The sequence below is a fragment of the Vibrio sp. B1-2 genome, from assembly GCF_963888445.1.
Lineage (GTDB): Bacteria > Pseudomonadota > Gammaproteobacteria > Enterobacterales > Vibrionaceae > Vibrio > Vibrio anguillarum.
In genome coordinates this window covers 80254-93640 of the sequence record NZ_CAWPJH010000002.1, presented here as the reverse complement: position 1 = coordinate 93640, position 13387 = coordinate 80254, and the positions used below count along the sequence as shown (strand labels likewise).

10 protein-coding genes are annotated in these 13387 nt (G+C 39.7%); 7 read left to right on the top strand and 3 right to left on the bottom strand.

Annotated features, from left to right (window positions below):
* Positions 1-47: 47 nt before the first annotated feature.
* Positions 48-461, top strand: a complete 414-nt coding sequence (locus tag AACQ75_RS01135) for a hypothetical protein (RefSeq protein ID WP_170889302.1) — start codon at positions 48-50, stop codon at positions 459-461.
* A gap of 2240 nt (positions 462-2701) precedes the next feature.
* Here AACQ75_RS01135 and AACQ75_RS01125 read toward each other — a convergent pair.
* Entirely contained in the window at positions 2702-3352 is a 651-nt protein-coding gene (locus AACQ75_RS01125; RefSeq protein WP_234911133.1) for an Ail/Lom family outer membrane beta-barrel protein, read from the bottom strand.
* A 207-nt stretch (positions 3353-3559) separates the two neighbouring features.
* On the opposite strand from AACQ75_RS01125, the gene AACQ75_RS01120 reads away from it, so the two are divergent.
* The 5 genes from AACQ75_RS01120 to AACQ75_RS01095 all read left to right on the top strand — a co-directional run bounded on the left by AACQ75_RS01120 (position 3560) and on the right by AACQ75_RS01095 (position 9284).
* The gene (locus AACQ75_RS01120; RefSeq protein ID WP_170889301.1) at positions 3560-3808 is read left to right on the top strand and encodes a hypothetical protein; all 249 of its coding nucleotides are present in this window, start codon (positions 3560-3562) and stop codon (positions 3806-3808) included.
* 2297 nt (positions 3809-6105) lie between these two features.
* Complete coding sequence (locus tag AACQ75_RS01110) at positions 6106-6747, top strand: hypothetical protein (RefSeq protein ID WP_108315849.1); 642 nt, start codon at positions 6106-6108, stop codon at positions 6745-6747.
* 176 nt (positions 6748-6923) lie between these two features.
* Positions 6924-7283, top strand: a complete 360-nt coding sequence (locus tag AACQ75_RS01105; RefSeq protein ID WP_170888933.1) for a VOC family protein — start codon at positions 6924-6926, stop codon at positions 7281-7283.
* 153 nt (positions 7284-7436) lie between these two features.
* Complete coding sequence (locus tag AACQ75_RS01100) at positions 7437-8189, top strand: hypothetical protein (RefSeq protein ID WP_170889300.1); 753 nt, start codon at positions 7437-7439, stop codon at positions 8187-8189.
* A gap of 681 nt (positions 8190-8870) precedes the next feature.
* Positions 8871-9284 carry an RDD family protein gene (locus AACQ75_RS01095; protein WP_170889299.1) on the top strand — a complete coding sequence of 138 codons (414 nt, stop codon included), beginning with the start codon at positions 8871-8873 and terminating at the stop codon, positions 9282-9284.
* A gap of 211 nt (positions 9285-9495) precedes the next feature.
* Here the strand turns inward: AACQ75_RS01095 and AACQ75_RS01090 are convergent, their stop codons facing one another.
* Together AACQ75_RS01090 and AACQ75_RS01085 are read right to left on the bottom strand one after the other, a co-directional pair.
* On the bottom strand, positions 9496-9732 hold the full coding sequence (locus AACQ75_RS01090) for an RNA recognition motif domain-containing protein (RefSeq protein WP_013867767.1): 237 nt from the start codon (positions 9730-9732) through the stop codon (positions 9496-9498).
* Between the two features lie 1598 nt (positions 9733-11330).
* Entirely contained in the window at positions 11331-12062 is a 732-nt protein-coding gene (locus AACQ75_RS01085; RefSeq protein ID WP_115340187.1) for a hypothetical protein, read from the bottom strand.
* 603 nt (positions 12063-12665) lie between these two features.
* Between AACQ75_RS01085 and AACQ75_RS01080 the strand changes: the two genes are divergently transcribed.
* Positions 12666-13352 carry a hypothetical protein gene (locus AACQ75_RS01080; protein ID WP_170889298.1) on the top strand — a complete coding sequence of 229 codons (687 nt, stop codon included), beginning with the start codon at positions 12666-12668 and terminating at the stop codon, positions 13350-13352.
* Positions 13353-13387: the final 35 nt, after the last annotated feature.

Sequence of the window (13387 nt, the reverse complement as noted above, 5' to 3'; positions counted from 1 at the left end):
TTTCGGGCTACTTAATTGGGCGTTATGTGTAAAGGAGTAATCAAGCAATGTCTCTGGAATTTTACGATGAATTACTCAAAAGTGAGCGTTTTTGTGAAAGCTTGGGGCGGCTGATATTGATGTCTGGAAAGTTAGAGTCAGCATTAAAGTCAATCGTTCTCACGAGTAGTCTTAAAGTGAGATACAACCTTAGTCGAGCTATGTTAGGTCAGCTTGTTGGTAGCTGTAAAGAACATGAATTGGTTACTGATGAGCTTCGTGAAATTTTGGAATTTATACTGGTTCGTCGTAACTACCTTACTCATAACCTTTACCCTTTGTTTAACGATGAAATTGAATATACGTTATTGCCTAAAGACAACTTACACCCTGATGATGCAGAGTATTATTTCCCTAAATGCGTTGAAGAGTTAATTGCACATATAGAATATGCCATAGACTATATCAACAAACGGAATTAGCACATAACAAACGCTTCAAGAGGGACAGCCAACGCGCGGCATTTTTACCATGCGTTGATTTTTGTGGTTACGGTGTTATGCGGTAAGTTGGTAGTAGCGTTGGCTGCCCCTTAAGCGGGCGTTAGGCAAAGTGAGTTTTTATCAGCTAAATCGAGTTGAAATTGAACGGTAAATTCCATGTTCTCATGGCTGAACTTAAGCAAATGAATAATCATCACATATTTGTTATTTCTTGATCGCGTTGGGTTGTTTGTCGTTGTGAGTTTAGCGGTGAAATAACCTTCAGCATCCAAACGTCCGCCGAGCATGCTACGCTCGTCACTTTTCTTCCAAATCGCTCAATTTGAGTTTTTTTGTTTCTTTGCTGATTCAGCATTTTGGTTTATAAATGAATCGGTTAGTTTGTTTCAAGTCTACAAAAAAGCTCGTTCTTTGGTTGTGAAAGTGTCGGTGTCAATTGGTTGGCCTAACAAACGGCTCAAGAGGGATTGCCAACGCGTGGCGACTTTAGTGCAAAATTGAAGTTCAGTGTTTACAGTGTGTTTTTTGAGTTCGGCTATGCGTTGTCAACCCCTTAGCCGGGCGTTATGCAACTCAGGTAAATTTAGGGGTTCAATCTTTTTAGGTTTCTCCGGCCATTCGTTTTATGTTGTCGGCAAATGAGCTTTTTTACCCTAAAATTCGTGGTTAACTCAAGCCGTAAAACAGGCAAAGTTCTTTGTTTGCCTCAATGAGCTTTGGTGCTGGTTTGTTGCCAATTCAGCGTGCGCAAAGTGTGGAAAGGGCAAGTTAATCGAGCATTTTGCACTTGCTGAAAGTATTGCTTGTAGGGTTTGTCTCATTCAAAAGCTTGGTTTGTTGCTGAAAGGTGGACTTTGTTTTGGCGGCTTATTTATCACGGCTCTGGCTTCGGTTGATTCTTGAATTACTCAACCATTGCAATCGTGGCTTTTGATCGAGTAAAGTTGGTTTATCTTATTGAATTTGCATAACAAACGGCTCAAGAGGGATTGCCAACGCGTGGCGACTTTAGTGCAAAATTGAAGTTCAGCGTTTACAGTGGTTTTTTGAGTTCGGTGGTGCGTTGTCAACCCCTTAGCCGGGCGTTATGCAACTCAGGTAAATTTAGGGGTTCAATCTTTTGGGATTTCTCCGGCTATTCGTTTGGTGTTGTCGGCAAAGGAGCATTTTTACCCTCAAATTCTTGGTTAACTCAAACCGTAAACAGGCAAATTTCTTTGTTTGCCTCAATTGGTTTTAGCGTTGGCGCGTTGTCAGTTTTGCGGGTGCAAAGTGTGGAAAGGGCAAGTTAATCGATCATTTCGCATTTGCTGAAAGTCTTGCTCGGTGAGTTTTTCTCATTCAAAAGCTTGGTTTGTCGCTGAAAGGTGGACTTTGTTTTGGTGGCTTATTTATCACGGTTCAGGCTTTGGCTGATTCTTGATTCACTTAACCAATATTTTGATTGTTTTCTTAATCAAATGTAGTGTAACTTCTGGTTTATCTTATTGAATTTACATAACAAAGCATTTAAGACGGATTCGCAACGCTTGGCGGTTTTAGTGTAAATTCAGTTTTTGTATTTTAAGTGGTTTGTCGAAGCACCGGTGTTTAGCGTTGCTCACCACTTAATGCGGCGTTATGTTTAATCACGTAAATTCAGTGGTTTATGATTTTTCTTTGTACCATCGGCTTGTTAGTTTCTAGTTTTTCGGCAAGTTGGCTTCGTTTGGCGCTGTTTTCTGGACATTTATTCTTTGGCGCTGGAAATTCAGAGAATTGCCTCAGTCTATTTTCGAGTAAGCGCGAGGTTGGTTCGGCTGGCTCAATCAGTATTTTGAACACAGGTTTTTGTGCTTGAATTGCCGAAATTCGAAGTCTGTTTTTCAAATCTATGAGTTGTTTCAGTTTTCTGGTTTTTGGCTTTTGTTTGTCAGTCAAAACCGAGTTAATCTTGGTTTAGGTAAAACGTAAGTTATTGAAGCTTAAACATAACAAACGGTTCAAGAGGGACAGCCAACGCGTGGCATTTTTATTATGCGTTGGTTTTTGTGGTTACGGTGTTATGCGGAAGCTTCGTAATGGCGTTGGCTGCCCCTTAACCGGGCGTTATGTGTGGGTGATATTTCGAACTGAAATTTTTATTGTAAGCACCGAAAAGACTCATTTTTAAGCTTCTAGTTCTATGAAGATAAATGTGATGGTCTAGACATCTATGCAGGTACCTAGACCATTATTTTTTAGAAACGATAGCCTAACGAAATTGCATAGGTATAAGCGTCAGAATTAGAAAGGTGCTGTGTATACTCGAGGCCAGTATTCATAGCCAAACGTTGAGTGATGTTAAACTCAAAGCCTAAACCTCCAGCAAAATTACCATCTTCTATTTTGCCAGCATCCTTACCATCTCGCTTACTTTCAACAACAAGCTGAGAGTACCCTACAGTACCGTACAGACTTACAGTATCGTTTAGACGATAAACTGGGCCAAAGTGAAAGCTACCGTAACTGTATGTACGCTTGCTTTTCTCAACTAGTTGAAGGTTGGTAGTTGCAAGGTCTTGATATTCTTTATTTTCTAAACCTGTGATTGTAGCACTAGCAAGAAAACCTAGATTACTTGTGCCTTCAAAGCGGTATTTAACAGTTAAACCGTGAAGTTTATCAGTAATTTGTTCAAGATCGGTTTGTGCATAACCTAAATGAATTGTATGACTTGCAGCATTTGCATAAGAAGTTGCTACAGCGAATAATACTGTTGCTAATGATAGTTGTTTTTTCATTGATACTAATTCTCTTTTTAACTGATGAATCAATCTATTTGATTCGCCTATAATAATGTTGCAAGCAATTCTTATTATCAATGGGTTAAGTGTTTCATTTTGTTTCATTTGGTTGCATTTTTATGTGATGAATATTGTGTTTCGATTGTGGGGCATCACATAACAAACGGCTCAAGAGGGATTGTCAACGTATGGCGGCTTTAGTGCAAAATTGCAGTTCAGTGTTTACAGTGTGTTTTTTGAGTTCGGTGGTGCGTTGTCAACCCCTTAGCCGGGCGTTAGGTATTCTACGTTTAGAATATAAAAGGAGTTTTGATGAAAGAATTAACAGTAATTCATTGTTCACAAGCTTATCGGTTTATTGGAGAATTACTAGGCAAAAATCGCAATACTTCAATGTATAAAACTATTGATGGTAAGTTCATTATCTTTGAAAAATGGAAAGATGACGAAGGTTCAATAAGTACTTACAACACTGAGGCTGGTTTGATAGACGATGGTGAGCCTCAGTGGATACTATGGGCCGGTTTAAATTTACCAGAAGATAAAGTGACCAGATTGTAGATTGGAAATAAATACCTAACAAACGCTTCAAGAGGGACAGCCAACGCGCGGCATTTTTATTATGCGTTGGTTTTTGTGGTTACGGTGTTATGCGGAAAGTGAGTAGTAGCGTTGGCTGCTCCTTAAGCGGGCGTTAGCTGAGGTTAAGAAAAATCATCAAATTACGTGTTTATTTTTCTTAGTCTGAGGCTCTAGCTTTACACCTGAAAGTCAGCACTTTTCCGCGTATCTCGCCAGTGGCACTGTTCGTGAAGTGTTTGAACTAACCGAAGTCTTCTTACGGGAAGTGATGTGTTTGTTTATTTCTTTGGTGTGGCTTCTTTGGTTTTGAGGCTCTTTCGCGCTTAAATGGGTTTTGCGCACTTGGTTGTTGGCTTCTTCGAAAGAATTCTTTGTAAATTTAAGTCCTAGAAGCTCGTCAGTTTTCCTGTTATTTCTTCTTTGCCAAGTGAGTTTCGTGGATTAGGTTTTAGTTTCTAAATTGTCCGTTTTACTTTGTCGTTTGAAAGCAATAATGTGTTTTAAATTAGGTCGTTGGGTAGTAAATCTCCGGCTAAAGTGCAGCAGCTAACAAACGCTTCAAGAGGGACAGCCAACGCGTGGCATTTTTATTATGCGTTGGTTTTTGTGATTACGGTGTTATGCGGAAAGTTGGTAGTAGTGTTGTCTGCCCCTTAAGCGGGCGTTAGCTGAGGTTAAGAAAAGTCATAGAATTAAGCGTTTATTTTTCTTAGTCTGAGGCTCTAGCTTTACACCTGAAAGTCAGCACTTTTCCACGTATCTCGCCAGTGGCACTGTTCGTGAAGCGGTTGAACTAACCGAAGTCTTCTTACGGGAAGTGGTGTGTTTGTTTATTTCTTTGGTGTGGCTTCTTTGGTTTTGAGGCTCTTTCGCGCTTAAATGGATTTCGTGCACTTGGTTGTTGGCTTCTTCGAAAGAATTCTTTGTAAATTTAAGTCTTAGAAGCTCGTCAGTTTTCCTGTTATTTCTTCTTTGCCAAGTGCGTTTCGTGGATTAGGTTTTAGTTTCTAAGTTGTCCGTTTTACTTTGTCGCTTGAAAACAATAATGTGTTTTAAATTAGGCCGTTGGGTAGTCAATCTCCGGCTAAAGTGCAGCAGCTAACAAACGGCTCAAGAGGGATTGCCAACGCTTGGCGGCTTTAGTTCAAAATTGAAGTTCAGTGTTTAAGTGTGTTTTTTTAGTTCGGTGGTGCGTTGTCAACCCCTTAGCCGGGCGTTAGGCAAAGTGAGTTTTTATCAGCTAAATCGGGTTTGAATTGAACGGCGAATTCCATGTTCTCATGGCTGGACTTAAACAATAAATCGTCATCACATATTTGTTGTTTCTTGATCGTGTTGGGTTGTTTAGCGCTGTGAGTTTAGCGGCAAAATAACCTTCAGCATCCAAACGTCCTCCGAGCATGCTACGCTCGTCACTTTTCTTCCAAATCGCTCAATTTGAATTTGTTGGTTTCTTTGCTGATTTAGGGCTTTGGTTTATAAATGAATCGGTTAGTTTGTTTTAAGTTTGTAAAAAGCCCTGTTCCTTGGCTTTGAAAGTATCATTGTCAATCGGTTGGCCTAACAAACGGCTCAAGAGGGATTGCCAACGCTTGGCGACTTTAGTGCAAAATTGAAGTTCAGTGTTTAAGTGTGTTTTTTAAGTTCGGCGGTGCGTTGTCAACCCCTTAGCCGGGCGTTATGCTTAATCACGTAAAATCAGTGGTTTATGATTTTTCTTTGTTCCCCAGGCTTGTTTGTTTCGAGTTTTTCGGCAAGTCGGCTCCAGTGGGCGCTGTTTTCCGGACACTTATTCTTTGGCGCTAAAAACTCTGAGAATTGCCTCAATCAATTCTCGGGCAAGCGCGAGGTTAGGGCGGTTGGCTCAATCAGAAATCCATTTCTAGGTTTTCAAACTTCAAACCAGATTTGCCAAAATTCCGAGCCTGATTATCAAAACTATGATTCATTTCGGTTTTCTACGTTTTGGCTTTTGTGTGTAAATCAAAGTCGAGTTAATCTTGGTTCTGGTCAAACGTAACCCATTGAAGCTTAAGCATAACAAGGCGTTTAAGCGGGATTCATGCCGCGTGGCATTTCTGGTTTGCAGTGAGTTTTGGTGGTGAAAGTGGTATGCGGAAGCTTGGTTTATGCGGCATTCACCCCTTAACGCAGCGTTATGTTCTCTTGCTAACATTATGATTATAATTGCAAAATTAGTGTCTCTAGTGTCGTATCAAATCACTTGTATGGTATGTTAAAACCAAGATTCGCTGTGTGAACACTTTGGAGATCCCATGACATATATTCCATTACGCAAAGACTTAACAGAAACAAGTCAGAAGTGTAATTTTTGCCCCAAACATCTAAGGTCTTTGAAGGCATATGTCTTAAAAAATACCAAAACAGGCGCAATTGTATTTTCTGGTCCTGAATGTGCTAAAAAGCACTTAGCTGAAGGTTTTTCGCTAAAAGGGATTCCTGACCTTACAAAATACACTAGCGCAACTGGATCTAGGATCAGTGGAGGCACTGGTGGTAATGGAGGTCAATCCACCGAGAGTTCTGATGAAAAAAGAGCTATTGAGTATTTAGAGTTAAGAGAACGAAAACTAACTAATGAAATTAATTGCTCTTGGGAAGTTCTAACTAATTTTTACAGGGTTTATCTTGAAGGTAACCTTACGGAGCAAGATATCCGTTCAATAAATAATATCGAACGAAAAGCTCCAGATTCTTTGAAACTAGATACACTACAAAAATGTTATAACTATTTGTTCTGGATTGATGTTGGTATCGAAAAACTAGATGAAGATAAAAGACAGTTCCTAAAAAGTATTCGTAATATTGTCCGTGAAAGAAAACAACTCACTCCAAAGCAGTTTGAAGCAATGAATAAATGGTTGGAAAATATTGATGGTGTCCCTCAGTTAAAGTAGTCACCTCATAATCCCGAACATAACAAACGCCTCAAGAGGGACTGTCAACGCGTAGCGTTTCCAGTCCCAATGAGCCGCAGTGGTTATGGTTGTTGTGTTTGAGTTTAGTGGTAATGCGTTGCCAGCCCCTTAGGCGGGCGTTATGCGCTAATTGGAAAAATTGACAGGAGTTAACAATGAACCAGCATGAAAAGCTCAATTATGTGGAGTTTGCAGCGAAAGACTTAGAGTCAACGAAAGCGTTCTTTTCAAAGGTTTTTGGTTGGAGCTTTGTTGACTATGGGCCTGAATATGCAGCTTTCTCAAATGAAGGCTTAGATGGTGGTTTTTTCAAAGCTGAGCTTTCTGGCCGGACTGAAAATGGTGGCGCACTGTTAATTTTCTATAGTTCAGACATTGAAGCTACTTTAGAAAAAGTCGTGAAAAATGGCGGTCATATCATCCGTCCTATCTTTGAGTTTCCTGGTGGTTGTCGTTTTCATTTTGCAGAGCCAAGTGGTAATGAATTTGCTGTTTGGTCTGAAGCACGCGCATAACAAACGCCTCAAGAGGGACTGTCAACGCGTGGCGTTTCCAGTCCCAATGAGCCGCGGTGGTTGCAGTTGTTGTGTTTGAGTTTAGTGGTAATGCGTTGCCAGCCCCTTAGGCGGGCGTTATAACTCAATGTAAACCTTTGATAAAGAGGAAAAATGGAAGATAGAAGTTCTTATGATTATATTAAGCTTGGTTTACTTTTAAGAGCAGGAGCCGGGTCTAGGTATAGCTATACATTTGCCAACTCACTGTTTAGTGAAGTTAAAGAGCTTTTGAGCGAAGTTAACTTTGAAGTTTCACTCGCGATGACTGATTCTGAGAAATTTGGCAGAGTGGAAGACGAAATTAAGAAAAAATTTGAATCATCTCCAGAAGAGTTCATTGACAGCGAAGAGCGTGAGCGTTTGACTGCTGTTTTTTACGACTTAGAGAAAGTCATATTTGCTGAGTCGTCTACAAAGAAAACGTACTCGCTCCCCGCGAGAAGATACAATACAAAATACTTGTTAAATAGCCCGGATAAACTCTTTAAGGATGGTCACTTCTCAAAATATTCTGAACTAGCAAGAGCCGATATATTTTCTGCCTCAAAGTGTTTGCTTTTTGGAGAAGCTACGGCATCTGCTTTTCATATACTACGTGCGACAGAGGATGTGTTAAAAAGCTATTATTTTCATCACCGTAAGCAAAAGCGCATTCCAAAGCCAATGTGGGCAAATATGTTAGATCAGTTAAAAGCTAAGAAGACAAATAAGCCACCTCTAGCATTATTGGAGTCATTAGATCTGATTAGGAAAAATTACAGGAATCCGACTCAGCATCCTGAAGCTCTATATACCATTGATACCGCACAAGATCTCTTTGGTGTTTGCCTTGATGTCCTCGGAAAGATGGCAGAAGAGTTATAACAAAGCATTTAAGAGTGATTCCCAACGCATGGCATTTTTTGTTCCATCGTTGGGTTTTGTGTTTACGGTGGTATGGTTAAGTTTCGTGGTAGCGTTGCTCACACCTTAATGCGGCGTTATGCAACTCAGGGAAATTTAGGGGTTCAATCTTTTTAGATTTCTCCGGCCATTCGTTTTGCGTTGTCGGCAAATGAGCATTTTTACCCTAAAATTCGTGGTTTACTCAAGCCGTAAAACAGGCAAGGTTCTTGGTTTGCCTCAATCCGTTTTAGCGTTGGCGTGTTGTGAATTTAGCGGGTGCAAAGTGTGGAAAGGGCAAGTTTATCGAGCATTTTGTGCTTGCTGAAAGTCTTGCTTGTTGAGTTTGTCTGGTTCAAAAGCTTGGTTTGTTGTTGAAAGGTGGACTTTGTTTTGGCGGCTCATTTATCACAGTTCTTGTTTGGGGGGGTTCTTGAATCACTCAACTATTACAATCGTGGCTTTTGGTCGTGTAAATTCTATTTATCTCATTGAATTTGCATAACAAACGGCTCAAGAGGGATTGCCAACGCGTGGCGACTTTAGCGCAAAATTGAAGTTCAATGTTTACAGTGTGTTTTTTGAGTTCGGCGGTGCGTTGTCAACCCTTAGCCGGGCGTTAGCAAATTTATTCGACATCTAACTCGCATGGAGGAAAAGTAAGTGGAAATAGATAGATATTCGATCATTGAATCACATAGGCTGACAAGCCCGGGTCTTCGTTATCTAGGGCAAATCATTGATGGTGCAATAAGTGCCACAATATTCATTTTCTTTCTTTGGCTCGGTACTTTAATTGGTTTATCCCAAGCTTCATCAAGTTTAATAGCATTTTCGGCGGCTGCTTTATATTTTCTACTTTCTGACGGTTTGCCTAAAGGGCAAAGTCTCGGTAAGAAACTACTAGGGATCTCAGTTATAGATTCGGTTACAGGAAAAAGTTGTAGTTTCCCTCAGTCATTTTTTCGTAACCTTCTGACACCAATAATTGGTATGATCGACGCGGTTTTTATTCTTGGCAAAAGAAGACAGAGGTTAGGTGACAAGCTGGCAAAAACAATCGTTGTAGTAAATTAGCTAACAAACGGCTCAAGAGGGATTGCCAACGCTTGGCGACTTTGGTGCAAAATTGAAGTTCAGCGTTTACAGTGTGTTTTTTGAGTTCGGCGGTGCGTTGTCAACCCCTTAGCCGGGCGTTATGCAGTTCTACAGGTTCAACGGAAACTAAAAAACGTCAGCCCAATGTATTTGAACTGACGGAGTTTTACTCTTTTTGTATGTAAGGTGTTTATTCTGCGGCTTTTACTCTGATTTTGCTTTTAGCTACGTCAGAAAGGTTTAGGCTAGAAATTGCAGCATTAGCTTCGTTTTCGTTTGGCATTTCGACAAAAGCAAAGCCTTTTGATTGACCCGTTACTTGGTCTAAAACAAGCGTACATTCGGCTACGGAGCCATGAGCTGAGAATAAAACACGAAGTTCTTGTTCAGTTGTAGAGCGAGATAGATTGCGAACTAAAAGTTTCATGATGAACCAGTTGGTAGTAAATGACAGTGTGAATTGTGGCAGCTAAAGATAAGTTTGGCTAAGCAATTCGTTCTCTATACTGAGTATTGGTTAAAAAACTGCATAACAAACGGCTCAAGAGGGATTGCCAACGCTTGGCGGCTTTAGTGCAAAATTGAAGTTCAGTGTTTACAGTGTGTTTTTTGAGTTCGGCGGTGCGTTGTCAACCCCTTAGCCGGGCGTTAGCTGAGGTTAAGAACAATCATAAAATTAAGCGTTTATTTTTCTTAGTCTGAGGCTCTGGCTTTACACCTGAAAGTCAGCACTTTTCCATGTATCTCGCCAGTGGCACTGTTCGTGAAGTGGTTGAACTAACCGAAGCCTTCTTACGGGAAGTGATGTGCTTGTTTATTTCTTTGGTGTGGCTTCTTTGGTTTTGAAGCTCTTTCGCGCTTAAGTTGATTTCGCGCACTTGGTTGTTGGCTTCTTCGAAAGAATTCTTTGTAAATTTAAGTCTTAGAAGCTCGTCAGTTTTCCTGTTATTTCTTCTTTGCCAAGTGCGTTTCGTGGATTAGGTTTTAGTTTCTAAGTTGTCCGTTTTACTTTGTCGCTTGAAAACAATAATGTGTTTTAAATTAGGCCGTTGGGTAGTCAATCTCCGGCTAAAGTGCAGCAGCTAACAAACGGCTCAAGAGGGATTGCCAACGCTTGGCGGCTTTAGTTCAAAATTGAAGTTCAGTGTTTAAGTGTGTTTTTTTAGTTCGGTGGTGCGTTGTCAACCCCTTAGCCGGGCGTTAGGCAAAGTGAGTTTTTATCAGCTAAATCGGGTTTGAATTGAACGGCGAATTCCATGTTCTCATGGCTGGACTTAAACAATAAATCGTCATCACATATTTGTTGTTTATTGATCGCGTTGGGTTGTTTTTCGCTGTGAATTCAGCGGCAAAATAACCTTCAGCATCCAAACGTCCGCCGAGCATGCTACGCTCGTCACTTTTCTTCCAAATCGCTAAATTTGAGTTTTTTGGTTTCTTTGCTGATTTGAGATTTTGGTTTATAAATGAATCGGTTAGTTTGTTTCAAGTTTACAAAAAAGCTCGTTCTTTGGTTGTGAAAGTGTCGGTGTCAATTGGTTGGCCTAACAAACGGCTCAAGAGGGATTGCCAACGCGTGGCGGCTTTAGTGCAAAATTGAAGTTCAGTGTTTACAGTGTGTTTTTTTGAATTCTGTGGTGCGTTGTCAACCCCTTAGCCGGGCGTTAACTGGCGAAGTGGAAATGCCAAAAGCATCTGAGAAAAGGGAGTCTGCAAATGTTTTGTTGTGCAACCTAGTCATTACAGAAGAGCTGAAAATAATCTGAAGGGTCTTTGTTGTGCTTGGGGTTCTGTTGTGTGATAGTTAATTTACAAAAAACAATAACTAATTTAATAATAAAATGTTGAAGAAGTTAATCGATCATTAAAGTGAATAATTCATAACGCAACAAAGCCTGTCGAACATAGGAAAAGTGTTTTATTAGACTTAATTTTTTACTTAATATTTCCTTCATAAATCACACTATACAAATCAACAAGCCTCATGTATGAGGCTTGTTGATTTGAAAAATACAAACATTAAAATTAAGAAATTAAATATTCTAAAGTAGGATGAACATCATCGATAATTGCATTAATAGGTGCGGTTAATGATACGGTTACACGTGTGATTGGTGTAACGTTATCCATTGCTTCAGGGTATTTTACCATTTTATTTTCTCCTGCAGCAATTCTATCTGTGAGAATGTTATAAACATCACCTGATTGCGTAATTGCTTGAATTTTTATGTCTTTAAATTCCCCTTTGTTTAATTGATTTGTCAATATAAACATATTTTCATCGTAATTTATTGCAATGCCAAAGTCATTACCGCAAAAATTAAGTCTTTTCTTAGACCAGTTCTTAATTGAGAACGAAATGTCTGTTTCGGCCAATGGCTTTCCATTTTCATATGGCACGGATGAGTAACATATTGACCCAGCGAGATTATCAATGAAATAGTCCGTCACATCAATTTTCACTTCTACACCATCTTTAGCAGCGGGAATAAATAAATTTTTAATACTGCCTGCTCCTACTTGATCTGAAGATGTAAATGACAAGTAATATCCATTGTTAATGTCATTATTAAATAGATAAGCTGCCGTTTTACCTTGCTCTGTTATCTTACGGATCTTTAAATTTCCAAGGTACGTTTCTTTTGTTGTTCCAGCATTGAGCATCATTTTTTCGCCAACCATAGTTGTTCCACCTAGAGAAGAGACAACTGCACCAGCGACTCGGATACCTGTAGAAAGCCAACTTAACCAACCCATTTTAATTCTCCTTTCATATTCCTGTTAATGAAGCTGATATGCAATCAGCCTTATATGTATAGCTGTCCAAAATATAAAGTCAAATATAACACTTGTTGCTTAAAGTCGGAGGCTGAATGAATGTTGGCATTTCTGCCTGTCTACATTCTTGGATACCTAGGTCTTTGGTGATTGATTTTTATTTTGTAAAGAATTTGTGCTATATTTTGGAGTAAAATGCTAAAATAATTTTTTTCTCTGAAAAAATATGGCTATACTAAGCGCTTAAAATGCCAGCTGACCTAATCAAAGTGGCTATTTATTCTAAGCAACAAAGCTGCTTGGGAGCAACCACTCGTAAAACTTGCGAATTTTTCATGCTCAGATCAGAAAAGCAACCCTAGATACAAAGACATCAAACGAAGTGTAGAGTAATCTTTTTGTGTTGGTTTAAAGTGCACATTGGCCAGTTAACAAACGCTTCAAGAGGGACAGCCAACGCGTGGCATTTTTACTGTGCGTTAGTTTCAGTGTTTACGGTGCTATGCGGAAAGTTAGTAGTAGCGTTGGCTGCCCCTTAAGCGGGCGTTATACCTACACCACAATTTATAGTCTGGAGAGCAAATGAATATCAGTAATATGGTGAAGAATGAAGTGGATTCGATTGTCAGGCTTGGAGAGACAATAGTTAAAAAAGCATCAACAGCTAGAAGCTCACTAGAGGGGAGTGATTTAGCTGAAGTTACGTCTTGGGTAACTAGAGTTGGGCAACTGATATTAAAGCTCTATGGTGAAAATAGTCAGCATTACAAAAATTACACTAAGGCTATAGGAATAGACAATTTCTATGTAATTCACAGTAATTGGTATGGTCACGTATCTCAAGTTCATGGTGTAGCACTAACAGTTAAACACGACATCGAAAATGACCTAATCGCCAACATAAAAGGTTTATTACAAGCCGAGATATTTGCAAATTTCTTAGAAATCGGAGAACACCTTCTGAACGAAGGATACAAAGATGCCGCAGCAGTGACTATTGGGGCAGTTCTGGAAGATGGGCTGCGGGAATTGAGTAAGAAAAATGATATTGCTGTTGTTAAGCCTAATGGCGCACCTAAGACAATCGAGCCTTTAAATACTGAGCTTGCTCAAAACGAAGTATATTCAAAGTTGGTTCAGAAGCAGGTCACAAGTTTTGCTCACATTCGAAATAAAGCTGCACATGGTCAATATGACGAATATGACGTATCACAAGTTCAAATGATGTTGTTGTTTGTACAAGGTTTTTCAGAGCAATATTTAAGCTAAATAGGCTTAGTATCAAGTTTGAAGTGCGACACTTT